The sequence below is a fragment of the Acidovorax sp. DMC1 genome (assembly GCF_056314325.1).
Genome location: NZ_JBQUYO010000004.1, coordinates 40,938 through 65,280 on the forward strand (window position 1 = coordinate 40,938; position 24,343 = coordinate 65,280).

The 24,343-nt window shown below is 67.1% G+C and carries 22 protein-coding genes and 1 pseudogene; 13 read left to right on the forward strand and 10 right to left on the reverse strand.

Annotated features, from left to right (window positions below; all coding sequences use genetic code 11):
• Positions 1-55: 55 nt before the first annotated feature.
• The 3 genes from ACT531_RS10250 to ACT531_RS10260 form a co-directional block, all read right to left on the reverse strand.
• Positions 56-2,389 (reverse strand): FG-GAP repeat protein, encoded by a 2,334-nt coding sequence (locus ACT531_RS10250; protein WP_476017354.1) that lies wholly within the window; start codon positions 2,387-2,389, stop codon positions 56-58.
• A 251-nt stretch (positions 2,390-2,640) separates the two neighbouring features.
• A complete protein-coding gene (locus ACT531_RS10255) occupies positions 2,641-3,282 on the reverse strand; it encodes a YitT family protein (RefSeq protein WP_476017355.1) in 642 nt (213 codons plus the stop codon).
• Positions 3,283-3,446: 164 nt separating this feature from the next.
• The gene (locus ACT531_RS10260; protein WP_476017356.1) at positions 3,447-3,959 is read right to left on the reverse strand and encodes an outer membrane protein assembly factor BamE; all 513 of its coding nucleotides are present in this window, start codon (positions 3,957-3,959) and stop codon (positions 3,447-3,449) included.
• A gap of 76 nt (positions 3,960-4,035) precedes the next feature.
• Here ACT531_RS10260 and ACT531_RS10265 point away from each other — a divergent pair, with 76 nt between their 5' ends.
• The 10 genes from ACT531_RS10265 to ACT531_RS10310 all read left to right on the forward strand — a co-directional run bounded on the left by ACT531_RS10265 (position 4,036) and on the right by ACT531_RS10310 (position 12,058).
• Complete coding sequence (locus ACT531_RS10265; protein WP_015015445.1) at positions 4,036-4,242, forward strand: DUF3460 family protein; 207 nt, start codon at positions 4,036-4,038, stop codon at positions 4,240-4,242.
• Positions 4,243-4,306: 64 nt separating this feature from the next.
• Positions 4,307-5,170, forward strand: coding sequence for a segregation and condensation protein A (locus tag ACT531_RS10270; RefSeq protein ID WP_476017357.1), 864 nt, complete (start codon positions 4,307-4,309; stop codon positions 5,168-5,170).
• A gap of 63 nt (positions 5,171-5,233) precedes the next feature.
• On the forward strand, positions 5,234-6,823 hold the full coding sequence (gene nadB, locus ACT531_RS10275) for an L-aspartate oxidase (RefSeq protein ID WP_476017358.1): 1,590 nt from the start codon (positions 5,234-5,236) through the stop codon (positions 6,821-6,823).
• Positions 6,820-7,455 (forward strand): 7-carboxy-7-deazaguanine synthase, encoded by a 636-nt coding sequence (queE, locus tag ACT531_RS10280; protein ID WP_476017359.1) that lies wholly within the window; start codon positions 6,820-6,822, stop codon positions 7,453-7,455. The genes nadB and queE overlap by 4 nt, the downstream gene beginning before the upstream one ends.
• Positions 7,456-7,588: 133 nt before the next feature.
• On the forward strand, positions 7,589-7,963 hold the full coding sequence (locus tag ACT531_RS10285) for a 6-pyruvoyl trahydropterin synthase family protein (protein WP_015015449.1): 375 nt from the start codon (positions 7,589-7,591) through the stop codon (positions 7,961-7,963).
• A 62-nt stretch (positions 7,964-8,025) separates the two neighbouring features.
• Positions 8,026-8,406 (forward strand): aspartate 1-decarboxylase, encoded by a 381-nt coding sequence (gene panD / locus ACT531_RS10290; protein ID WP_260668297.1) that lies wholly within the window; start codon positions 8,026-8,028, stop codon positions 8,404-8,406.
• 2 nt (positions 8,407-8,408) lie between these two features.
• Entirely contained in the window at positions 8,409-9,734 is a 1,326-nt protein-coding gene (bioA, locus tag ACT531_RS10295; RefSeq protein ID WP_476017360.1) for an adenosylmethionine--8-amino-7-oxononanoate transaminase, read from the forward strand.
• Entirely contained in the window at positions 9,734-10,405 is a 672-nt protein-coding gene (bioD, locus tag ACT531_RS10300; protein WP_476017361.1) for a dethiobiotin synthase, read from the forward strand. Before bioA ends, bioD begins: the two co-directional genes overlap by 1 nt.
• Positions 10,402-11,622 carry an 8-amino-7-oxononanoate synthase gene (bioF, locus tag ACT531_RS10305; RefSeq protein WP_476017362.1) on the forward strand — a complete coding sequence of 407 codons (1,221 nt, stop codon included), beginning with the start codon at positions 10,402-10,404 and terminating at the stop codon, positions 11,620-11,622. The genes bioD and bioF overlap by 4 nt, the downstream gene beginning before the upstream one ends.
• A gap of 76 nt (positions 11,623-11,698) precedes the next feature.
• A complete protein-coding gene (locus ACT531_RS10310) occupies positions 11,699-12,058 on the forward strand; it encodes a 5-carboxymethyl-2-hydroxymuconate Delta-isomerase (protein ID WP_110960097.1) in 360 nt (119 codons plus the stop codon).
• A gap of 21 nt (positions 12,059-12,079) precedes the next feature.
• Here ACT531_RS10310 and ACT531_RS10315 read toward each other — a convergent pair.
• The 6 genes and pseudogenes from ACT531_RS10315 to nadC form a co-directional block, all read right to left on the reverse strand.
• Positions 12,080-12,366: pseudogene (locus ACT531_RS10315) on the reverse strand (SDR family oxidoreductase); the annotation flags it as partial.
• 199 nt (positions 12,367-12,565) lie between these two features.
• Positions 12,566-13,315, reverse strand: a complete 750-nt coding sequence (locus ACT531_RS10320; protein ID WP_476017363.1) for a hypothetical protein — start codon at positions 13,313-13,315, stop codon at positions 12,566-12,568.
• 96 nt (positions 13,316-13,411) lie between these two features.
• Positions 13,412-13,612, reverse strand: coding sequence for a hypothetical protein (locus ACT531_RS10325; RefSeq protein WP_476017364.1), 201 nt, complete (start codon positions 13,610-13,612; stop codon positions 13,412-13,414).
• Positions 13,613-13,986: 374 nt separating this feature from the next.
• Positions 13,987-15,825 (reverse strand): chorismate-binding protein, encoded by a 1,839-nt coding sequence (locus ACT531_RS10330; protein ID WP_476017365.1) that lies wholly within the window; start codon positions 15,823-15,825, stop codon positions 13,987-13,989.
• A 75-nt stretch (positions 15,826-15,900) separates the two neighbouring features.
• Positions 15,901-17,031 carry a quinolinate synthase NadA gene (gene nadA, locus ACT531_RS10335; protein WP_060984398.1) on the reverse strand — a complete coding sequence of 377 codons (1,131 nt, stop codon included), beginning with the start codon at positions 17,029-17,031 and terminating at the stop codon, positions 15,901-15,903.
• Positions 17,028-17,876 (reverse strand): carboxylating nicotinate-nucleotide diphosphorylase, encoded by an 849-nt coding sequence (gene nadC, locus ACT531_RS10340; protein WP_422847550.1) that lies wholly within the window; start codon positions 17,874-17,876, stop codon positions 17,028-17,030. Before nadC ends, nadA begins: the two co-directional genes overlap by 4 nt.
• 166 nt (positions 17,877-18,042) lie before the next feature.
• Between nadC and panB the strand changes: the two genes are divergently transcribed.
• Together panB and panC are read left to right on the forward strand one after the other, a co-directional pair.
• A complete protein-coding gene (panB, locus tag ACT531_RS10345) occupies positions 18,043-18,924 on the forward strand; it encodes a 3-methyl-2-oxobutanoate hydroxymethyltransferase (protein ID WP_060984400.1) in 882 nt (293 codons plus the stop codon).
• 34 nt (positions 18,925-18,958) lie between these two features.
• Entirely contained in the window at positions 18,959-19,798 is an 840-nt protein-coding gene (gene panC / locus ACT531_RS10350; protein WP_015015462.1) for a pantoate--beta-alanine ligase, read from the forward strand.
• A gap of 73 nt (positions 19,799-19,871) precedes the next feature.
• On the opposite strand, the gene ACT531_RS10355 is transcribed toward panC, so the two are convergent.
• Positions 19,872-20,609: an alpha/beta fold hydrolase gene (locus ACT531_RS10355; RefSeq protein ID WP_476017366.1), complete on the reverse strand. Its 738-nt coding sequence runs from the start codon at positions 20,607-20,609 to the stop codon at positions 19,872-19,874.
• Positions 20,610-20,754: 145 nt separating this feature from the next.
• Between ACT531_RS10355 and ACT531_RS10360 the strand changes: the two genes are divergently transcribed.
• Entirely contained in the window at positions 20,755-24,240 is a 3,486-nt protein-coding gene (locus ACT531_RS10360; protein ID WP_476017367.1) for a transglutaminase family protein, read from the forward strand.
• Positions 24,241-24,343: the final 103 nt, after the last annotated feature.

A 24,343-nucleotide genomic window follows, 5' to 3' on the forward strand; every position in this document is an offset into this window, starting at 1 on the left:
CCGTGCGCCGACTGAGAACGGGGCAGCCCGGTGAAGACTGCCCTTCAGCAAGCGCTCAGTACAGATACACCGCGCCCGCGTTGGTGCTGCTTTCGTCCGCCTGGTTGCCCCCAATGCCAGTCGATCCACTGTCTTCGGTAGATGCCCCCACGGCCAACGTAGTGCCGTCCCCCGATATCGCCACACGGCCACCAAACCGGTCACCGGTGCCAGTGTTGGGCGCCTTTAGGTAGGCCTGTTGCGTCCAATTGCCCGCGCTGCGGCGGAACACCAGCACAGCGCCAGCATCTGCGGCCGCGGTGTTGGCCTGGTCCCCATTGAATCCGCGCGCATTGCTGTCGTCGCGGTATGACGGCACCACCAGCGTGTTTCCGTCGCTGGACATGGCCAGGTTGTTGCCGAAACGATGCGGCGTACGGGTGTTGGAGGCTTTCAAATACGCCTGTGACTGCCAGACGCCACCTACGCGAATAAACACAAACACCGCGCCAGAGTTGAGTGCCAGGGTGTTGCTGGGCGGCGGCACGACGAAGGTGCCGGTGTAGTTGCTGCTGTCTCCATCCATGCCAACCGCCAGCGTGTTGCCGTCGCCCGACAGGATGACCGACACACCGAAGCGGTCCTGTGCCTGGGGGTTGGGGGCCTTCAGGTAGGCCTGCTGCGACCACGCCCCTGCATTGCGCTGGAACACGTAGGCCGCACCGGCGTTGGCCAGGGTGTCGTCCGCCGGATCACTCGCCAGCGCGCTGCGCTCGAAGAACGCGCCCACCGCCAAGGTGTCTCCCGCGCCAGACAGGCTGAGGTAGATGCCGAAGAAATCTCCCGCACCCGCATTGGATGCCTTGAGGTAGCTTTGCTGCGCCCAGTTGGTGCCGGTGCGGGTGAAGACGTAGGCCGCACCGGACGCAGCATAGGCGGCATTGCCGTGTGTTCCGGTCAGGTCGCCATCCTCGTTGTATGCCCCGACTGCCAGGGTGTTGCCGTCGTTCGAGAGGGCTACGAACGAGCCGAAAAGATCGTCGGCATCCGCGTTGTTCGCCTTGATGAATGCCTGCTGCGACCAGACCGCACCAGCGCGCGAATACACATAGACTGCGCCTGAGCTGCTGGCCAGGTTGTTGGTGGCGGGCATGGTCGCAAACGTGCCCTTCTGGTCGCCGCTCTCGCCATCCGCGCCAATGGCCAGCGTGTTGCCGTCGGCCGACAGCGCCACGGCATTGCCAAAATAGTCGTTGGCCTCGCCGTTGGGGGCCGCAATGCGTGCCTGCTGCGACCATGTGGCGCCGCTCTTCGTGAAGACATACACCGCGCCGGTGTTACCCCCCTCTCCATACGCCCCCACAGCCAGGGTGGTGCCTTTGCTGGACAAGGCCACACGGTTGCCAAACCGGCCCTCCACCGTGGTCGCCGATGCCTTGAAGTACCCCACGGCGCGCACCATGTCGGCCGCCACAGAAGTTGACGGGGCACTGCAGCCCCCCGCATTGCAGGCCTGCACGGTGTAGGTGGCATTCAGCCGCAGGTGCAGCAGCACCGGTACGGCATAGGTCAGCCCCGTGGTGGTGGTGGATCCGATCTGCACGGGTGTCAATGGACCGGCGCCATCCGGGTCCTCGTACACCGTATAGCTGGTTGCACCCGGTGCCGAAGTCCACGAGAAAACCAGCGCCTTCGTTCCGTAGCCAATGCCCAGGCCACCCGGTGCCGGGGGGGCTGGCGGCGGTGGGGGCGGTGGCGGAGGCGGGGTATAGATCGTGCTGCAGAGCACCCTCACCTGGGTGACCGGCGCCACGGCGACTCCGGTGCCAGCTTCGACCGAGCAGGCCTGATCCCCAGGCTGCGCAACCACCGTGACCGCGTAGGCGCTACCGTGAGAGACCAGAGATTCAAACCGGAAAGCGCCGTTCTCTGTCAGCAGCAGATCTGCAGCGCCGTTCAGCCGCAGCCTCAATGCGCCCGCCAGGCCCGTGACGGTCCCACCCACGGCATAGGTGTTGGTGGTGCAGGTCACCCGGATGTTGGAGACAGGGCCCGTCACCACGCCCGTGCCGTTTTCCACCGCGCAGGTCTGGCCCACTGGCTGGGTGCGCACAACGATGTTGTAAGTCTGCCCCTGCGCAACGTTGGTGACATAACTGCCGCTGGCCGTGATGGTCACTTCCGCACCGGTTCCGTTGGCGAGCACCAGCGTGCCCGTCAGCCCCGTCACCGTGCCCCCTACCGGATGCTGCACAACGGAAGGTGGTGGGGGTGGAGGCGGTGGCCCGGCAGAGTCTCCGCCACCGCCACAAGCTGCCAGGGCGCCAGCCACGACCAGGGACAACGTCCGGGCCGCACCGGCAAGCCTCGCACGCAGGGCCTCGGCCGTGGCGGAAAAATTTCGATACATCAGGGGTCTCCGGGTCTGTGAACGGGGGGTGGACGCTTCACCCCTCGGGAGGCACAGACGGGTCCGGCTCCCCCGTGCGGATGCAGGCGGGGTGCCTGGAACTCTATGGCGGGAGGACGCGCAAGCGCACCCCACTGAAGCAGGGTTGACGCAGGGAATGGAATGGCCCGAAGGCGTTGAGCGGGGCCCAGAACCCCAGGGTCTTGTTCAGCGGACGAGGCGCTCAGCCACCGTGCGGGTGGCTCTCTTTCTCAATGGCCCACGTAGCGGCCCGGCCGGTGGCTGATCCACAGGAACCCGCTCATCACCAGCACTGCCAGCACCGAATACGCCACCCGCTCCACCGGCACCACGAACAGCGCGAGCAGCACCACTGTGCCGTCAATCATCATCTGCACCTTGCCCGCACGCATGCCGTAGCGGCCTTGCAAGTACAGCGACACCACCGTGGCCCCGCCCAGGCTGGAGCGGTGGCGTGCCAGAAAGAGACAGCCCGTGCCCAGCAACAGCCCGCCCAGCAGCGATGCGAACAGCGGGTTGAGATAGTCCACATGCATCACGTGCGGGAACAGCTCGGTCAGCAGCGACAGCAGGCCCACGCAGACAAATGTCTTGATCGTGAACTCGCGCCCCATGCGCGTCCAGGCAAACCAATAGAACGGCAGGTTGACCACAAAGAACAGCTTGCCAAACGAAATGCTGTTGACGTAATGCAGCAAGAACGCCACGCCCGCCGTGCCGCCCACCAGCAACCCCGCCTGGTTGAACAGCATGAGCGCCATGGCCACAAACAAGGTGCCTGCGAACAGGGCCTGGGCATCTTCAAAGGCGCCATGGCGCAGGGCGGACAGCGGCGGGGCAGTGTCATTGGCGGTGGGCGGGGTATCGGACATGGGCGTTCGGCGATGGGGGGCGTGGCAAAGGCGCGGAGGCTTTCCGCCGGTGGAGTGCTGGGCACTTGGGGGCAGCCCGGCGCGCATCCAGCGGTCAGTCTGCAAGATGAGAAGCAAGCAACGCGCCAGTGCGAACCAGAGCGGGCCAGTGCGCGAACATGCCGCTACTTCCCGCCCTTGAACTCCGGTGCCTCAGTGTCCGCGCCCGTCTGCGTGCGCAACACAAACTGGTCGGGTCCATAGACCACCGTGAAGACCTTGGACTGGTTGGGTGCCTCCAGGAAGCGCCAGTCGGCCCAGGTCTCCTTCTTCAACTCGTAGGGCGTGACCTTGGCGGGCTTGCCCAGCAGGCGGCGCACCTCGTCCATGCGCATGCCGGGCGACACGCGGGCAAAGGTTTCGGGTGTGAGCACCTGGCGCAGCGCGGTCATGCGGCCGTCGGGGCCGATGGTGATCATGTAGTTGACCTGGCCGGCAGGCTGGCGGTTGTATTCGAAGGTACGTGCACCACCGGGCTCGTTCCACACGTTCTCGGGGGCGCCGAAGCGGTCGCGCACGTCGGCTTCGGTCGAGACGCCCTCTTTGAGCTCGCTGATGCGTTGCGGGTCGCAGGCGGCAAGCACCAGCAGGGAAAAGGTGGCAGCCGCCAGGGCGGCCGAGCGATATATCAAGCGCATAAATTCGTCCCGGTAAAATCTTGGACCTTCGGTGCATCACTGTGCCTGACGCGTTCCAAGAAAGAGTTCACAGTCCATGTCTATTTTCCGCCGCCCCGACTACCAATCCGACGCCACCCAGTTCATCAACCAGCTCAAGGCAAGCCGTCCCGAGCTGGACCAGCAGCAGCAAGCCGGCCGTGCCCTGCTGTGGGACAAGCAAGTGGACCGCAAGATCTGGGGCGAGTACCGCGACGCCCAGGTGCCCCAGAAGCCCTACGTGTACCAGACCAACGCCGATTGAGCATGTTTTTAGCCACAAGCGCAGGTGTTTATTGCGCTGGCAGCTACTGATTCAATAGCAGATCATGACCACCGCGAACGCAGCCGAAGCGGCAGACTCGCCCGGCACGCCCTCGCTGGATGGGGCCGGCATGCCCGATGTGGTCGATCAGGTGGCCCTGGCGCGCCTGTATGGCGAGCCGCTGTTTGCGCTGCCGCAGGACCTGTACATCCCGCCCGACGCGCTCGAAGTCTTCCTCGAAGCCTTTGAAGGCCCGCTGGACTTGCTGCTGTACCTGATCCGCAAGCAGAACTTCAACATCCTCGACATCCCCATGGTGGGGGTGACCAAGCAGTACCTGGCGTATGTGGACGAAATCCGCAGCCGCAACCTGGAGCTGGCGGCCGAGTATTTGCTGATGGCTGCCATGCTTATCGAGATCAAGTCGCGCATGCTGCTGCCGCCCAAGAAGCAGGAAGGCGGCGAGGAACCCGAAGACCCGCGTGCCGAGCTGGTGCGCCGCCTGCTCGAATACGAGCAGATGAAGATGGCCGCCATGCGCCTGGCCAACCTGCCGCAGTACGGCCGCGACTTTTTGAAGGCGCAGGTCTACATCGAACAAAGCCTGCAGCCACGCTTTCCCGATGTGCATGTGGTGGAGCTGCAGGAGGCGTGGCGCGACATCCTCAAGCGCGCCAAGCTTGTACAGCACCACAAGATCACGCGCGAAGAACTGAGCGTGCGCGAGTACATGAGCATGGTGCTCAAGACCCTGCAGGGCCGCCGCTTTGTGGAGTTTGAAGAACTCTTCGAGCCCGAAAAAGGCAGCACCGTGCTGGTGGTGACCTTCATCGCGCTGCTGGAGCTGGCCAAAGAGACGCTGATCGAGATCACGCAGGCCGAAGCTTTTGCGCCCATCTACGTGCGCCTGGCCTACACGCCGGCCTAGCGCCGCTTCCCACTGTTCACCGCCCTGGCCGGTGGCCGTGGCATTACTCCATACCCGCAAGCCATGGCATCCCACGACTTCGACGTTCTCATCGTAGGCAGCGGCCTCGCAGGCCTCTCCGCCGCGCTGCACCTGGCGCCCACCCACCGCGTGGCCGTGATCACCAAGCGCACGCTGCAGGATGGCTCCAGCGGCTGGGCCCAGGGCGGCATTGCCGCCGTGCTGGCCGACGACGACAGCTTTGCCGCGCACATCGAAGACACGCTGGTCGCAGGCACAGGCCTGTGCGACCTGGCCACCACCCGCTTTGTGGTGGAGAACGCGCCCGAGTCCATCGCCTGGCTGCGCGGCCTGGGCGTGCCCTTCACGCTCGAAGGCGACCAGCTGCACCTGACGCGCGAAGGCGGCCACAGCGCCCGCCGCATTGCACACGTGACCGATGCCACCGGCGCCGCCGTGCAGCGCACGCTGATCGACGTGGTGCGCAGCACGCCCGGCATCACGCTGTTTGAGCAGCACACGCTGGTGGACCTGATCACTACGCGCAAGCTGGGATTGAGCGGCAACCGCTGCCTGGGCCTGTATGCGCTGGACAGCGACACCGATGAGGTCGTCACCTTCCGCGCCCCCCAAACCATTCTGGCCACCGGCGGCGCGGGCAAGGTGTACCTGTACACCACCAACCCCGACACCGCCACGGGCGACGGCATTGCCGCCGCCTGGCGCACGGGCTGCCGCGTGGCGAACATGGAGTTCATCCAGTTCCACCCCACAGGGCTGTACCACCCGCACGAAAAGTCTTTCCTCATCAGCGAGGCGGTGCGTGGCGAAGGCGGGCAACTCAAGCTGCCCCCCTTGGCAGGCGGCACCCGCTTCATGCTCGACCACGACCCACGTGCCGAGCTGGCTCCCCGCGACGTGGTGGCCCGCGCCATCGACTTCGAGATGAAGAAGCATGGGCTGGACTGCGTGCACCTCGACATCTCGCACCAGAGCCCGGCGTTTCTGCAGGAGCACTTCCCCAACATCCTCGCGCACTGCGCATCGCTGGGCATCGACATCACCAAAGAGCCCATCCCCGTGGTGCCCACGGCCCACTTCACCTGCGGCGGCGTGCTGACCGACCTGGCGGGCCGCACCGACCTGCCCGGCCTGTATGCCGTGGGCGAGGTGGCCTGCACCGGCCTGCACGGCGCCAACCGCCTAGCCAGCAACTCTCTGCTGGAATGCATGGTGTTCGCACGCGCCGCCGCGCAGGCGATTGCAGCCGCCCCGGCCACCGAACTGCCCACAGTGCCCGCCTGGGACGACAGCCGCGTGACCGATGCCGACGAGTCCGTCGTCATCTCCCACAACTGGGACGAGCTGCGCCGCTTCATGTGGGACTACGTGGGCATCGTACGCACCAACAAGCGCCTGGAGCGCGCCGCGCACCGCATTGCGATGCTGCAGGGCGAGATCCAGGAGTTCTACGCGCACTTCCACGTCACGCGCGATTTGCTGGAGTTGCGCAACCTGGTGCAGGTGGCCGACCTGATCGTGAAAAGCGCCCAGCTGCGCCGCGAAAGCCGGGGCCTGCATTTCAGCCGCGACTACCCCGAAGTCGCCGCCCCAGCAGCGCCCACCATCCTCGTCCCCCCGGTGCCCCGATGACCTACAGCGTCAAAGAAATTTTCTACACCTTGCAAGGCGAAGGCTGCCAGGCGGGCACGCCCGCGGTGTTCTGCCGCTTTGCGGGCTGCAACCTCTGGACGGGCCGCGAGCAAGACCGCACCCAGGCCAGCTGCCAGTTCTGCGACACCGACTTTGTAGGCACCGATGGCACGCTGGGCGGCAAGTTCGAGACGGCCACCGCACTGGCCGAATTGATCGCCGCCCAATGGCCTGCGGGCGCAGGCCACCGCCTGGTGGTGCTGACGGGTGGCGAGCCCCTGCTGCAGGTGGATCGCGAACTCATCGACGCGCTGCACGCGCAGCAATTCCGCATCGCGGTCGAAAGCAACGGCACTGTCGCCGCACCCGAAGGCATCGACTGGCTGTGCATCAGCCCCAAGGCCGGCGCGCCGTGGGTGCAGCGCAGCGGGCAGGAGCTGAAACTCGTCTGGCCCCAGCCCGGCTTTGACCTACAGGCGCTGGAGCAGGACACGCAGTTCACCCACCGCTTTCTGCAGCCCATGGATGGACTGCTGCAGCGGCAGAACACCGCCGCTTGCATTGACGCCTGCCTGGCCCACCCTGCATGGCGGTTGAGCCTGCAAACCCACAAGCTCACCGGCATCAGGTGAGAGAGGCCAACAAAACTCCCCTGGCGTCGTTGTCCCGCCTTGTCGTACTACTCGTACTGCCTGCGGCGGAACGCCTAGCCAGGGCCGCTTCGCTGAGCTTTGTTAGCCTCTCCAAGTCCTTCTAAATCACCGTATGTTGTTCACCATCTCCCAGAGCTTCTTCTTCGACGCCGCCCACACCCTGCGCCGCGAGATCGAGGCCGAAGGCAGCCGCCGCGTGCACGGCCACACCTACCATGCCGAAGTGTTCCTGACCGGCCCGCGCGACCCCGCCACCGGCATGGTGCTGGACCTGGGCCTGCTGCGCCAGGGCCTGGCCGTGGTGCGCGAGCAGCTGGACCACCACATGCTCGACGAGGTGCCCGGCCTGGGCACGCCGACGCTGGAAAACCTGTGCCTGTTCATCGCCCAGGCACTGCCCACCGACTTGCGCGCCAGCGTGAGCCGCGTGCGCGTGTGGCGCGAGGCACTGGGCGACAGCTGCGCGCTGGACTTTACGCAGCCCTGACCGGCCACGGCCCTGCCTCCGGCAGGCACTCCCCCATCCACAGACTTCATTCAAGGAAGCCGATGTTCCGCACTCTGCTCAAATCCAAGATCCACCGCGTGGCCGTGACCCAGTGCGAGCTGCACTACGAAGGCTCCTGCGCCATCGACGAAGACCTGCTGGACGCCGCCAACATCGCAGAGAACGAGCAAATCCACATCTGGAACATCAACAACGGCGAGCGCTTTGTCACCTATGCCATCAAGGGCCAGCGCGGCAGCGGCATGATCTCGGTGAACGGCTCGGCCGCACGCCGGGCTGCAGTGGGCGATCTCATCATCATTGCGGCCTTTGCCCAGGTGCACGAAGACCAGGTGGCCACGCATCAGCCGCAACTGGTGTTTGTGGACGACCACAACCGCCAGACGGAACTGCGCCACGCAGTGCCCACGCAGGCCCTGTAACGATGGCGCCGACCCATGACGCTCTGGCGGCCCGCAGCCTGGCTGCCGTCTGGCACCCGTGCACCCAGATGAAGCGGCACGAGGCCCAGCCCCCCGTGGCGATTGCCCGCGCGCAGGGCCCGTGGCTCTATGGCACCGATGGGAAGCGCTACCTGGACGGCATCAGCTCCTGGTGGGTCAACCTGTTCGGCCACAGCCACCCACACATCCAGGCCGCGCTGGTGGACCAGCTGGGCCAGCTGGACCATGTGATGCTGGCGGGCTTCACCCACGCGCCCGTGGTGGAACTCTCCGAGCGCCTGGCCGCCCTCACCGGCCTGGGCCATGCGTTCTATGGCAGCGACGGCGCAGCCGCCACCGAGATCGCTCTGAAGATGAGCGCGCACTACTGGCGCAACACCGGTCGCCCCGCCAAGAGCCGCTTTGTGGGTCTGGCCGGTGGCTACCACGGCGAAACCGTGGGCGCGCTGGCCGTGACCGACATTGCGATCTTTCGCGAAGCCTATGCCCCGCTGGTGCGCCTGGCCGACACCGTGCCCAGCCCTGACGCACGCGATGCGGCACCGGTGGAGACCGCACAGGACGTGGCCCGACGCGCAGCTGCCGCGCTGGAAGCATGGCTGCAGGAGCACCACACAACCACCGCCGCCTTCATCGTCGAGCCCCTGGTGCAATGCGCGGCCGGCATGGCGATGCACGACCCCGAATACCTGCGCCTGGCACGTGCGCTGTGCAGCCGCTACGAGGTGCACCTGGTGGTAGACGAAATCGCCGTGGGCTTTGGCCGCACGGGCACCATGTTCGCCCACCAGCAGGCCGGAATCCGGCCGGATTTCATTTGCCTGTCCAAAGGCCTCACGGGCGGCACACTGCCGCTGTCGGCCGTGCTCACCACCGATGCGGTGTACGCCGCGTTCTACGACGACGACGTGGCGCGGGGCTTTCTGCACTCGCACTCGTACACCGGCAACCCGCTGGCCTGCCGCGCAGCGCTGGCCACGCTCGAATTGTTTGAGCAACTGGATGCACTGAAAACCAACCAGACGCTGGCGCAGCGCATCGATGTGGCCTGTGCACCCCTCACGCTGCACCCGCGTGTGCAGCATGCACGCCATCTTGGAATGATCTGGGCCTGGGATGTAGACACTACCCTGCCCGACTTTGCGCGCCGTTACCACCAGCAAGCCATGGCACGCGGATTGGTACTGCGACCCATTGACAAAACGCTGTACGCCATGCCGCCCTATGCGCTCGACGACGAGGCCGTCCAGTGCCTCGCCAGCGGCGCGCTTGATGCGCTGAACGCCACCCTGCAGGAGGAAAGTTGATGATGGGATGTTTTGTGACCGGCACCGACACCGGTGTCGGCAAGACGCTGGTGTCCGCCGGGCTGCTACACGCTCTGGCGCGCCACCACCGCCGCGTGGTGGGCATGAAGCCCGTAGCGGCTGGCCTGGTGCCCTGGGGGGACGACTGGGCCAGTGAAGACGCGATTGCGCTGCGCTCGGCCTCTACCCTGGCCGTGCCGCCAGCGCTGGACAACCCCGTGCTGCTGCCCGACCCGCTCTCGCCCCACATCGCCGCGGCGCGGGCGGGTGTGCAGATCGACATCGCTGCCATCGTGCGCAGCTACCAGGCACTCGCCGCCCAGGCCGACGCCGTGGTGGTGGAGGGTGCAGGTGGCTTTCACGTGCCCCTCACCGAAACATTGACCGGCGCCGACCTCGCCCAAGCCCTGGCGCTGCCGGTTGTGCTGGTGGTGGGCCTGCGCCTGGGCTGCCTGAACCACGCCCTGCTCACGGCCGAGGCGATCGGCGCACGCGGCCTCACGCTGGCGGGCTGGGTGGCCAACCGCGTGGACCCCGACATGGAGGCGGTGGAAGACAACATCGCCTACCTGCGTGCACGGCTGAATGCACCACTGCTGGCCGATGTGCCATACCAGGAACTGCCCGAACCCGGCAGCCTGGTGTTTGACCTGCCCAAGGACTGGCAATGACGAGCCCCACGGCGCCGCAAGCGTCCTGGCTCGACGAGATCCCTGCGCGGCTGGCCGACATCGAACGCGCCCACCTGCTGCGCCGCCGTCGTGTGGTGGAGCCCGCAGGCGGCGCCCGCCTGCGGGTGGACGGCCAGCCCATGCTGGCCTTTTGCAGCAATGACTACCTGGGCCTGGCCAGCCACCCCGCACTGGCCCAGGCCGCGTGCGAGGCCACTGCGCGTTTTGGCGTGGGCTCTGGCGGATCGCCCCTGGTCAGCGGCCACAGCGCCGCCAACGATGCCCTGGAGCACGACCTGGCCGCCTACGTGCAGCTGCCCCGCGCGCTGTACTTTTATGCGGGCTATGCCACCAACACCGGCATCATCCCTGCGCTGGTGGGCGACGGCGATGCGCTGTTCTCCGATGCACTCAACCACGCCTGCCTGATCGACGGTGCCCGCCTGTCGCGCGCCACCATCCACCGCTATCCCCACGCCGACCTGGCAGCGCTGGAAGCGCAGCTTGCCGTCAGTCCCGCAAGGCGCAAGCTGGTGATCAGCGATGCGGTGTTCAGCATGGACGGCGATCGCATCGACATCCCAGCCCTGCTCGCGCTGTGTGAGCGCTACGACGCGCTGTTGTTGCTGGACGATGCCCACGGCTTTGGCGTGCTGGGCCCCCAGGGGCGCGGCAGCCTGGCACAGGCGGGGCTGACGGGCCCCCACGCCTCGCGCCGCGTGCTGTACATGGCCACGCTGGGCAAGGCAGCGGGCGTGGCGGGCGCTTTTGTGGCCGGCGATGCAGCCCTCATCGAATGGCTGCTGCAAAAAACGCGCACCTACATCTTTGCCACCGCCGCGCCACCGCTGCTGGCGAGCGCACTGCGCCAAAGCCTGCAGCTCATGGAGGAAGCCGACGACCGGCGCGCGCACCTGGACGGACTCATCGCGCAACTGCGCCAAGGACTGTCCACATTGCCTGCATCGCTGGGCTGGCACCTGCTGCCGTCGCACACCCCCGTGCAGGCCCTGATCATCGGCAGCAACGAAGCGGCGCTGGCGGTGATGGAAGGCCTGCGCGCCAAAGGACTGTGGGTGCCTGCCATCCGCCCGCCCACCGTGCCAGCGGGCACGGCGCGGCTGCGCATTGCGCTGTCCGCCGCGCACACCACCGACGATGTGGCGCAACTGCTGGCCGCGCTGCATGCGCTGGCGACACCGTTGGTGAGTCGTTGACAAGCCGCAGTACCATGCACAGCCCAGGCGCCCTGCCAGTGCAGGCCCTCACCTATCCTTCCAGCGAGACGATTCCATGCCCCACCTGACCATCGAATACTCGGCCAACCTACCCCACTACCCCGAAGCCGAAACCTTGACGGCCCTGAACGCCGCCCTGTGCGCACATCCCCAGGTGCAGGACGAGGCAGATCTGAAGACGCGCTTCATCGTGGCCGACAGCTTCGAGATCGGCATCGCACCCGCCAACCGCGCCTTTGTGCACGCACAGCTGCGCCTGCTGTCAGGCCGCACGCCCGAGGCCAAGAAGGAGCTGTCCGACCTCATTGCCGCGGTGCTGCGCGAGCGCACCCCCAAGCCCCAGGGCGTGATGGTGCAATTGAGCGTGGAGATCGTCGATATGGATCGGGGCTCGTACGCCAAAGAGCGGCTCTGACGCTGCGCTCCTGCCCCCGCCTCAGGCCCCGTCGCCTGCGTTGCCGGTGATCGGCTGCACGATGCCCGTGTTGTAGCTGGAACAACACGGGGCCGTCAGGAACACGTAGGCGGGCGAAATCTCCTCGGGTTGCGCCGGGCGGTCCAGACGCGTGGTAACGCCAACCTTTTCCAACTCTTTGGCCGGGCGCTCCGCCGGGATCCGCGGTGCCCACACCGGCCCCGGCGCCACCGCTTTCACGCGGATTCCCCGGTCGGCCAGTTGTGCGCCAGCACCTGGGTAAAGGCATGGATCGCACCCTTGGTGGCCGGGAGCGAAGGGGACGGAGGCGGTCACGGCGGAATGTCTTTCTGCCGACAGGGGCTCCAGGTCAACCGGAGCCAAAAAAAGGGCGCCTGGGCTTCCAGGCCAGTGCGCCCACGGCGGTACGGGCGGCGAGTTCAACGACCGGACCGGGCCGGAGCAGCACACACTGCCCCGACCCGGCCGCGTCAGTAACTGCAACGGTCAGCCGGCATCCTTGGACTTGCCGGTATTGCCCTGGTTGCCGCCAGACGCAGTGCTGGATGCGCTCTGGGAGCCCGCGCCTTTCTGGTTCTGCTGGACAGGCTGCTGCTGGCCCGAACTGCCGCTGGTGCGTGTGGAGCGCCACTGGCTGAAGTCATCCGAGAACTTCTGGTAGCGCTCCTTGCGCCAGCTGTCGTAGTCGTCATCCAGCATGCGCAGTTGCTCGTCGCGCCACTGCTGGTAGTCGGGATCGCGGTGGCCCCGGCTCTGCTGGGCGGGCGGTGCATTGCGGGTGAAACCATAGGCGTTGCCATAGCCACCCTGGCCTCGTTCATCATCGCGATAGGGCGAGGCAAAGCGCCCTTCGTCTTCGCGAAAGCCCTGGCTCTCGTACGGGGCTCCCCAGGCCTGGTGCTGACGGCCGGGGCCGTTGTCGTAGCCTGAACGGCCCTGAGGCCCATACGCGCCAAAACCTTCGCGCCCCGAGCGCGGGTAGCCCTGCGATTCGCCACGGCTGCGGTTCAGGCCGTACTGGCCATAACGTTCGAGGCCATTGCGTTCTTGCTCATAGCGGTCGCTGCGGTCATTGCGGTTCTCGAACTCCTGGCGGTAACCGCCAGGGCTGCTGCCGCGATGGTCTTCGCTGCCGTAGCCCTGGTGGTCACCGCGCTCGGTAAAGCGCATGTCGTCGGCATCGCGGCCCATGCCATGGCGGGAAAAGTTGCTGTCGTCGCTGTCTCTGTAGCCCATGGTGTTCTCCTTGCGGTCAATGGGAATATCAAAAGTTGAGAGTGAATAGGAATGGAAGGGTGCGGCTGGCCACATGCTGTTGTGGCCCGCCCGGTCTCAAGGCTGGCTCTTGTGCGAATCGCGGCTGCCTTGCTGCTTCTGGTCGCGGCCCTGCGCGTGTGTGTCGGCGTCGTTGCGGGCACCTTGCTGGCGGTGGGTGTTGCCGCCCGTGCTATGCTCGGCCTGCTGCTGCCCGGCGGGCGACTGGCGCTGAGACGAAGGGGTGTTGGGCTGGTTCTGCGGGTTGTTTTGAGACATGGTGGCTCCTGTCGAAGTGGTTGAACAAAGGTTGCACACAAAGCGTTGAAACGCGTCTTGTGTGGGTTCATGTTCGTGGGGCCCCGCAGCGCTTTTTGTAGGCCGTGTCCTATAGGTCTGTGGGCTGGGCGCCATGCGGTGTAAGCAAGCGCACAGGAGGTTGCGGGATGCAAGGAGGTATTTGCCGGGCTGCAGTAACAGGCCTCGCGCGGTGAACGCTGTCAAGCTGAGCGGGCGCCATGGCAAGCGCCCACAGAACGGACAGCAGCGTCACATCCTGATGCACCGGATGCGCGTTGGAACGGCCAAGGCCACGGCCGCCAGGCGCCGTGGGCACCTGCTTGCCAACAGGGAGATAGAGGGAAAAGGGCTCGCTACGCGTCGAGCGTGGCGTCCAGCCAGCCGCGCAGGCTGTTGATGAACGCCCAGCCTTGCACGCGGGGAATGTCGGCCACGCGCAGCACGGCCTCCACCACGTGGCCGTCCTGCAGTGCGACGGCGCGGCCCACGCCGGGCAGCAGGCCGCAGGACAAGGGCGGCGTCACCCAGCGCCCATCGATGAGCGCGGCGATGTTGCCAAAGGTGCCTTCGGTGATCTCGCCCGCCTCGTTCCACAGCACGGTGTCGAACACGCCGGGGGTCGTGGGCGCAAACGCCGCGTAGTGCGCGCGGCGCGTGGTCTTGTAGCGCACAAACTCGCTGTGTGCGGCCGCAAAGGGGCGTGGCGCCAGTTGCAGGCGCACTGGCACTGCCGTGGTCTGCAGCGCAAAGGCCTCGGCGCGCGAGCTGCCGTCCGCCGCCAGCAGCAGGCGCACCCGCCAGTCGCCATCGCGGTGTTGTAGGGCGGCAATCTGCAGCTCCTGGCGCACCGCATGGGCGTTGAATGCAAAGCCAAAATGCGCGGCCGCCTCGCCCATTCGGCGCACATGCTGGTCAGCGTGCACGAACTTGCCGTGGTGCAAGCCCAGGGTTTCGAGCACCTCGAACGGAGCGCTGGCCCGCTCGACAAAGGCGCGCTTGTGGTGCCACTCGGCCCATTCGGCGCCCGCCTCGGCACCGGAGGTGATGCCGCTGCCAATGCCGCAGGTGGCCTCGGCCACGACGGGGGAGGCATCCGCACCCGAGCCCGCACCAGTACCCACGCCGCGCAGCACCACGGTGCGGATGGGCACGTTAAAGGTAGCCGCCACCGGGTGCAGGCCGTCCGGCCCCGCTGCGCCGCCCGGCCGCACCACGCCCACCGCGCCGCAATAGACGCCGCGCGGCGCGGGCTCCAGCGCGCGGATCATCTGCATGGCGCGCACCTTGGGCGCCCCCGTGACGGAGCCACAAGGGAACAGCGCCGCAAACACATCCGTCAGCGTGGTGCCGGGCCGCGTGCGTGCGGTCACGTCCGAGGTCATCTGCCACACCGTGGGCAAGGCCTGCGTGGCAAACAGCGCAGGCACCTGCACACTGTGCGGCAGCGCAATGCGCGACATGTCGTTGCGCAGCAGGTCCACGATCATCACGTTCTCGGCACGCTCCTTGGGCGCCGTGCGCAGGTGCTCGGCCTGCTGCGCGTCCTGTTCTGGAGTGGCGCCGCGCGGGGCCGTTCCCTTCATGGGGCGGGCCAGCAGGGTGCCGCCTTCCGGCGCGTCCTGCCAGTCAAAAAACAGCTCGGGCGACACCGACAGCACCTGCTCGTCACCCGCCTGCAGGTAGGCGGCATAGCCCCCAGGCTGAGCGCGCAGCAACGCAGCAAACAGCGCCTGCGGCGAGCCCTGCAGCGTGCCGCGAAAGGGCGCGGTGTAGTTGACCTGGTACAGCTCACCCGCTGCGATGGCCTGCTGGATTTGCGCCAGCGCGGCGTCAAACGCCTCGCGCTCGGGGCTGTCGTTCCACACCACCTGCGCAGGGGCAGCGGCCGCCGCATCGTCGGCCGCGTCGTCGGCCCCGGGTTGGGGCGCGTCGTACAACGCAAACCAGGCCAGCGGGCCGTCGGCCGCGTGGGTCTGCAATGCGGCATCAAAGGCCGGCGCGGCCTCGTAACGCACATGGCCCACGCACCAACGACCCTGCTGGGCGGCGGCGAACACGGCGTCGAGCACACTGCGTACCTCGTGCAGTGCGTGGGCCACCAGCACCTCGCGCGGTGCCTCAAACCGGTGGCGCAGGCGCGTGGCGCCCGCAGTCAGCGGCTGGGTGAAGTCAATGCGGCAACTATGGGTCAAAGCAGGCGGAGGCGCTAGCGGATCATGCGCCTATAGCTATCAAAAAATGAGCAAACATCAACACTTCGTGCGCTTTCAGGCAGCGCCCAGGTGGGGCACCAGTGCGCCGGTGGGTTGACCGTTCTTGAGCGCCGCCGTGAAGGCCAGCATGCGGTCAATCGGCTGGCGCGCACGCGGGATGAGCGCGGGGTCCACATGCACGGCATTCGCACCCGTCTCCAGCACGCGGGCCACATCGGCCAGACCGTTCATTGCCATCCAGGGGCAGTGCGCGCAGCTCTTGCAGGTGGCGCTGTTGCCCGCCGTGGGGGCTTCGTAAAACGTCTTGCCGGGGTTGAGCGTGCGCAGCTTGTGCATCATGCCGTTGTCGGTGGCCACGATGAACTCGGTGGCATCCATCTCGCGCGCGGCCTTGAGGATGGCGCTGGTGGAGCCCACGGCATCGGCCAGGGCCACCACGTCGGCGGGGCTTTCGGGGTGGACCAGCACTTTGGCCTGTGGGTGCTGCTTTTTCAGCAGCTCCAGCTCCAGCGCCTTGAACTCGTCATGCACGATGCAGGCACCGTTCCAGAACACCATGTCGGCGCCTGTCTCGCGCTGGATGTATGCGCCCAGGTGGCGGTCGGGCGCCCACAGGATCTTCTGGCCTGCGGCCTTGAGGGCGCTCACGATGTCGAGCGCGCAGCTCGATGTGACGAGCCAGTCCGCGCGCGCCTTCACGGCCGCGCTGGTGTTGGCGTAGACCACCACAGTGCGGTCGGGGTGCTGGTCGCAGAACGCGCTGAATTCGTCGATGGGGCAGCCCAGGTCCAGCGAGCAGGTGGCGTCCAGGTCGGGCATGAGCACGGTCTTTTCCGGGCTCAGGATCTTGGCCGTCTCGCCCATGAAGCGCACGCCGCTCACCACCAGGGTCTGCGCCGCGTGGTCCCGGCCAAAGCGGGCCATCTCCAGCGAGTCGCTCACCAGGCCGCCGGTTTCCTCGGCCAGGTCCTGCAGGTCCGGGTGCACGTAGTAGTGCGACACCATGACCGCATTCTTTTCCTTGAGCAGGCGACGGATCTTGTCTTTGAGCGCGGCGCGTTCTGCCTGCGACGGCTCGGGCGGCACGCGCGCCCAGGCGTGTTTGGTGGAACAGACGGCGCCCGATGTCGCCTCGTCGGGCTGCTCGTATTCGACGTCGATGCGGTTCAGGGTTGCGGTGCTCATGCCAGCTCCTGCAGGCGCATCGAAAAGTCGGTGGCCTTCACGTCTTTGGTCAGCGTGCCGATGGAGATGCGGTCCACGCCGGTCTCGGCCAGTTCGCGCAGGCCTTCGAGCGTGACACCGCCCGAGATTTCCAGAATCGCGCGGCCCGCATTGATGCGCACCGCCTCGCGCAGCATGGGCAGCGGCATGTTGTCCAGCAACACCATCTTGGCACCCGCATTCAGCGCCTCGGTCAGCTGCTCCAGGGTTTCGACTTCGATCTCGATGAAGGTCGCCTGCGCGGCCACGGCCTGTGCGGCGCGCAGCACCGCCGTCACGCCACCGGCGGCTGCAATGTGGTTCTCTTTGATCAACACCGCATCGTGCAGGCCAATGCGGTGGTTGGTGCCGCCACCCACGCGCACGGCGTACTTTTGCGCTAGGCGCAGGCCGGGAAGGGTCTTGCGCGTGTCCACGATCTGCGCGCGCGTGCCCGCCACCACATCCACATAGGTGCGGGTTTTGGTGGCGACGGCCGAGAGCAGCTGCAGAAAGTTGAGTGCGGTGCGCTCGGCGCTCAGCAGTGCGCGGGCCTGGCCTTCCAGCTCCAGCACCACCTGGTCGGGGGCGCAGCGCTGGCCTTCGGCCACATGCCAGGTGATCTGCACCGTGGGGTCGAGGGCGCGCAGCGCGGCTTCGGCCCAAGGGGCGCCGCAGATCACGGCTTCTTCACGCGCCAGGATGCGCGCGCGGGCGCGGCGGGCGGGGTCGATCAGGCCGGCGGTGAGGTCGCCAGTGCCCACGTCTTCGGCCAGAGCGCGGGCCACATCGGCCTGGGCCAGGGCCTTTACATCGTTGTCTCTCATAGTGCTTTTCGCGGGGGGTGTCGCTGCTGTCATGGGCCGCGAGCATACCGGGAACGCAAAGGCCACTGTGCCAGCGCAGGCCCACCCTGCCCGCGCAGGAAACCAATAAGTACACCCAGTATTGGTCGCATAGACTCGCGGCAATTTTTTGGCACCACCGCGCTCCATGACCGCCACCAGCCCTGTTTCTGCCACGCCCTACGGCACGCTGCCGCCCGCATCGCCCTTGCCCCAGCGCCGCCCTGTGAGCCTGCCGCGCCTGGCGCAGATGCGCGCAGCGGGCGAGAAGATCACCATGCTGACCGCCTACGACGCCACCTTTGCCGCCGTGGCCGATGCGGCGGGGGTGGAATGCATTCTGGTGGGTGATTCGCTCGGCATGGTGTGCCAGGGCCTGCCGAGCACGGTGGGAGTGACGCTGGACACCATGGCCTACCACACGGCCAGCGTGGCGCGCGGCCTGCACCGCGTGCAGGGCACGGCCTGGCTGGTGGCCGACCTGCCCTACGGCACCTATGCCGAAAGCCGCGAACAGGCGCTGCGCAGCGCCTGTGTGCTGATGCAGGCCGGGGCGCACATGGTCAAGCTCGAAGGCGGCGGCTGGACCGCGCCGACAGTGGAATTCCTGGTGCAGCGCGGCGTGCCGGTGTGCGCCCACCTGGGCCTCACGCCGCAGACGGTGCATGCCCTGGGCGGCTACCGCGTGCAGGGGAAGACCGACGATGCCGCCCGCACCCTGCGCAAAGAGGCGCATGAGTTGCAGGACGCAGGCGCCGCCATGCTGGTGCTGGAGATGGTGCCCGCTGCGCTGGCCGCTGACCTTACGGCCGAGCTGCCGCACTGCCACACCATCGGCATCGGCGCGGGCAACGGCACGGCCGGGCAGGTGCTGGTGTTGCACGACATGCTTGGGATGAACCTCGGGAAGATGCCGAAGTTCGTGCACAACTTCATGCAGGACGCGGACAGCGTGCGCGGCGCCATGGAGGCGTATGTGCAGGCCGTGAAGCATGGGCGTTTCCCGGACAACGCTGTGCACGCCTGGTGAGCCTTTTTCCTATCTCTCTGACCCTTCCCACCCCATGCTGATTGCCCGCTCCATTGCCGACCTGCGCCAGGCCCTGGCCCCCTACCGCCGCCCGGCTTTTGTGCCCACCATGGGCAACCTGCATGAGGGGCATATCGCCCTGGTGCGCCAGGCCCAACCCCTGGGCGATGTGACCGTGGCCAGCATCTTTGTGAACCGCCTGCAGTTTCTGCCGCACGAGGACTTTGACAGCTACCCGCGCACATGGGAGGCCGACTGCGCAAAACTGCAGGCCGCTGGTTGCGATGTGCTGTTTGCCCCGCGCGAGGCGGACCTGTACCCCGAGCCCCAGACCTTCAAGGTGCACCCCGACCCGCAGCTCGCCGACATGCTCGAAGGCCACTTCCGCCCCGGCTTTTTTGTGGGCGTGAGCACGGTGGTGATGAAGCTGTTTGCCTGCGTGCTGGGCGCCACCGGTGGCGTGGCCGTGTTTGGCAAGAAGGACTACCAGCAGCTCATGGTGATCCGCCACATGGTGCGGCAGTTTGCGCTGCCCATCGAGATCGTGGCGGGCGAAACCTGCCGCGCGGCCGATGGGCTGGCCCTGAGTTCGCGCAATGGCTACCTCAGCCTGGAAGAACGCCAGGAGGCCGTGGCCCTGTCGCAGGCCCTGAAGCGGCTGGCGCAGCAGTGGCTGGATGCCAGCGACCGCAGCGCGCTGGAGGCCCAGGCGCAGGACGCGCTGCGCGCGCGGGGCTGGGCGCCCGACTACCTCACGGTGCGCCGCCGCGCCGACTTGCTGCCCGCCACGGCCGAGGATGCGGCAGGCACGCTGGTGGCGCTGGGTGCTGCGCGGCTGGGCAGCACGCGGTTGATTGACAACCTGGAGTTTTGATTAGCTATTAATTCAATAGCTATCAGAGCTTACCCATCGCGCGGTAGCGGCCAAAAAAACCTCAAGCACTAGATCAAATCCATCCATTGCGGCCCAGCCACTGCACCAGCAAGCCGGTCACCACCTCCGGCTGCTCCATGGTCAGCATGTGGCCGCTGTCGGGTAGCAGGTGGTGTTCGGCAGCGGGCACCAGCGCCGCAATCTCTGCCGAGCATTCGGGCGGCGTGAGCTGGTCGGCTGCGCCACACACCACCAGCACGGGGCAAGCTACCTGAGGCAGGTGCAAGCGCGCATCGGGGCGGTGGATCACGGCACGGTTCTGGCGCACCAGGTGGTCGGGGCCCGCGTCCAGCACAAAGTCCAGATAGGCCTGCACCAGCTCCGCCTTGGCGGCGTTCACGGGGTGGAAGGCCAGGGCCACGTTGGGCTCGATGACCTCGCGCACCCGGCCCTGTTCAAACAGTTCGATGGCACCTTCGCGCAGGGCGCGCATGTCGGGTGTCTCGGGTCGCGCGGTGGTGCCCAGCAAGGCCAGCCCCGCAACCCGCTGCGGCGCCTGGCGCGCGGCCTCCATGGCGATCATGCCGCCCATCGACGCACCGGCCAGCACCAGCGGCCCCGCGTGCTGTGCCAGCAGCCGTGCGGCAAAGTCCTCGATGCGATGCAGGTTCACATCCTGGTGGGCGGTGGCGACCTCGGGGCGCAGCGCGGCGGGCAGCAGCGGCAGCACGCCGCGCCACATGCGTTCATCGGCGGCCAGACCGGGCAGGAGCAGAAGTTGGGGGAGTGGGACATGGATGAAAAGAGGCATCACCAAGTTGGTGCACGATGAGAAGCATGCAGACAGCCCCAGCAGCGGGGCACGGACCGCACATTGTGAACAGCCGATGGCCGCTTGTCACCGCCCCCGGAATAGTTGCCCGCGATGGCTCGGGACTTGCTAGCATGGCCTGCATATGCCCATCCACGCCGCGCTCCACCACGTCACGCATTACCAATACGACCGGCTGGTCGGCCTCGGGCCGCAGACCATCCGATTGCGGCCTGCGCCCCATTGCCGCAGCAATGTGATTTCGTACTCGCTCAAGGTCGAGCCCGCGCAGCACTTCATCAACTGGCAGCAGGATCCGTTTGCCAATTACCAGGCACGGCTCGTCTTCCCGGAGAAGACGCGCGAGTTCAAGGTCACGGTGGACCTGGTGGTGGAGATGGCGGTTTACAACCCCTTCGACTTCTTCCTGGAGCCCGAGGCCGAGCACATCCCCTTCAAGTACAGCAGCGATGTGCAGCAGGAGCTGGCGCCCTACCTGGCCACCGAGCCGATGACGCCGCTGGTGCAGGCGTACCTGGACAAGATCGACCGCAGCAAACGGCGCACAGTGGACTTTCTGGTCAAGCTGAACCAGCAGGTGTCGCAGGACATTCGCTACCTGATCCGCCTGGAGCCCGGCGTGCAGACGCCCGAGGAGACGCTGCAAAAGGCCAGCGGCTCGTGCCGCGACTCGGGCTGGCTGCTGGTGCAGCTGCTGCGCCACCTGGGGCTGGCGGCGCGGTTTGTGTCGGGCTACCTGATCCAGCTGACCCCCGATGTGAAGGCGCTAGATGGCCCCAGTGGCACCGACCACGACTTCACCGACCTGCACGCCTGGTGCGAGGTCTACCTGCCCGGCGCGGGCTGGATTGGCCTGGATGCCACCAGCGGCCTGATGGCGGGAGAGGGCCACATCCCGCTGGCCTGCACGCCGCAGCCCTCGGGGGCCGCGCCGATTGAAGGCGGCGTGGACAAGGCCGAGGTGGACTTCAGTCACGAGATGCGCGTGACGCGCATTTACGAATCCCCCCGCGTGACCAAGCCCTACACCGAAGACCAGTGGCAGGCCGTGCTGGCGCTGGGCGAGCAGGTGGACGCCGACCTGGTAGCAGGCGATGTGCGCCTGACCATGGGTGGCGAGCCCACCTTTGTGGCCGTGGGCGACCGCGACGCGCCCGAGTGGAACACCGATGCCCTGGGCCCCACCAAACGCGGCTTTGCCACCGAACTCACGCACAAGCTGCGCGCCGAATACGGCCAGGGCGGTTTTTTGCACTTTGGCCAGGGCAAGTGGTACCCCGGCGAGCAGTTGCCGCGCTGGGCGCTGTCGATCTGCTGGCGCGCCGACGGCCAGCCCGCGTGGCAGAACCCCGCGCTGTTTGCCGACGAGCGTGACCCATCGCACTACACCAGTGCCGACGCCGAACGTTTTGTGCGTACGCTCACGCGCAAGCTGGGCATCACCGACCGCTACATTCAGCCGGGCTACGAAGACACCTTCTATTACCTGTGGCGCGAGCGGCGCCTGCCCATCAACGTGGACCCGTTCGACGCGCGCCTGGACGATGAGCTGGAGCGCGCCCGCCTGCGCCGCGTGTTTGAGCAAAAGCTCGACAGCGTGGTGGGCTATGTGCTGCCGCTGCAGGCGGGCGTCGGGGCGGGCAGCGCGTGGAGCACGGGGCCTTGGTTCTTCCGCGACGACCGCATGCTGCTGATCCCCGGCGATTCGCCCATGGGCTACCGCCTGCCGCTGGACGCCCTGCCCTGGGTGAAGGCGTCGGACACCGAGCACCTGATCCCGCAAGACCCGACCGCACCCCAAGGCCCGCTGCCCGCTGCGACCACGCTGCGGGCGCGGTATTCCCTTCCAGCGGGCCCCGTCACCGGCGACCGTGACCTGCCCTACCTGGCGGGCGCCACCGCACCGGGCGAAGCACGCCGCGTGGTGCAAGGCACCGCAGGCGGCGACCACGCACGCCAGGCCGGGCAGCCCGACCCGCATGCGGGCATGCAGCCCCCGGGCAAGTTCCAGTCGGCCGCAGGCCTGTCGCGCACTGCCCTGTGTGTGGAAGTGCGCGACCCGCGCCGCGCCAGCGGCCCCAAGGCCGAGAAGGTGGGTGAGAAGTACGGCGTGCTCTACGTCTTCATGCCCCCGCTGGCGCGCCTGGAGGACTACCTGGACCTGCTGGCGGCCATCGAGGCCACGGCCGAAGAACTGGGCATGAAGATCGTGCTGGAAGGCTACCCGCCGCCGCGCGACGCACGCCTGAAGGTGCTGGCCGTGACGCCCGACCCCGGCGTGATCGAGGTGAACATCCACCCCGCCAGCCACTGGAAGGAGCTGGTGCAGCACACCGAGTTTCTTTACCAAGCCGCGTGGGAGACCCGCCTGTCGGCCGAGAAGTTCATGACCGATGGCCGCCACACCGGCACCGGCGGCGGCAACCACTTTGTGATGGGCGGCGCCACCCCGGCGGACTCGCCCTTCTTGCGCAAGCCCGAGCTGCTGGCCAGCCTGCTGCTGTACTGGCACAACCACCCGAGCCTGAGCTACCTGTTCAGCGGCCTGTTCATTGGCCCCACCAGCCAGTCGCCGCGTGTGGACGAGGCCCGCAACGACCAGCTCTACGAACTGGAAATCGCCCTGCGCGAGATCGAGGCCAACCGCGCGATCTATGGCCAGGACATGCCGCCCTGGCTGGTGGACCGCACGCTGCGCAACATCCTGGTGGATGTGACCGGCAACACGCACCGCAGCGAGTTCAGCATCGACAAGATGTTCTCGCCCGACAGCAGCACCGGCCGCCTGGGCCTGCTGGAGCTGCGCGCCTTTGAGATGCCGCCCCACGCCCACATGAGCGTGGTGCAGCAGTTGCTGCTGCGCGCCTTGATTGCGCGCTTCTGGAAGGCGCCCTACCGCGCCCCCGCCGCCCGTTGGGGCACCGAGCTGCACGACCGCTGGATGCTGCCCACCTTCATCCAGCAGGACATGCACGACGTGGTGGCCGAGATGAACGCCGCAGGTTATGCGTTCGACCCCGCCTGGTTTGCGCCGCAGTTCGAGTTCCGCTTCCCCATGGTCGGTACCGTCCAATCGATGGGCGTGGAGCTGACCCTGCGCAACGCGCTGGAGCCCTGGCATGTGATGGGCGAAGAAGGCTCTGCGGGCGGCACCGTGCGCTATGTGGACTCGTCGCTGGAGCGCATCGAGGTGCGCGTGACGGGCATGAACGAAAGCCGCCATGTGGTCACCGTCAACGGCCAGCCGCTGCCCCTGCAAAGCACGGGCACGACCGGCGAGTTTGTAGCGGGTGTGCGCTACAAGGCCTGGAACCCGCCCTCGGCCCTGCACCCCACCATTGGCGCCCACGCTCCGCTCACGTTCGACATCGTGGACACCTGGATGAACCGGTCGCTGGGCGGCTGCCAGTACCACGTGGCGCACCCGGGTGGGCGCAACTACGACACCTTCCCGGTCAACGCGTACGAGGCCGAAAGCCGCCGCCTGGCGCGCTTCTCGCGCATGGGCCACACGCCGGGGCGGCTGGCGGTGCCGCCTGCGACGATTGAGCTGCCGGGCAGCCGGGAGTTTCCGTTCACGCTGGATCTGCGGCGCAAGATGCGGCCGTAGGAAAGCCACCCCCTGAGTCGCCTGCGGCGCCTTCCCCCTTGAAGGGGGACGACGCCCTCGCTGCGGGACGGCCCTTGCTCGGCGTCCCTGGCCTGGGCCGCGC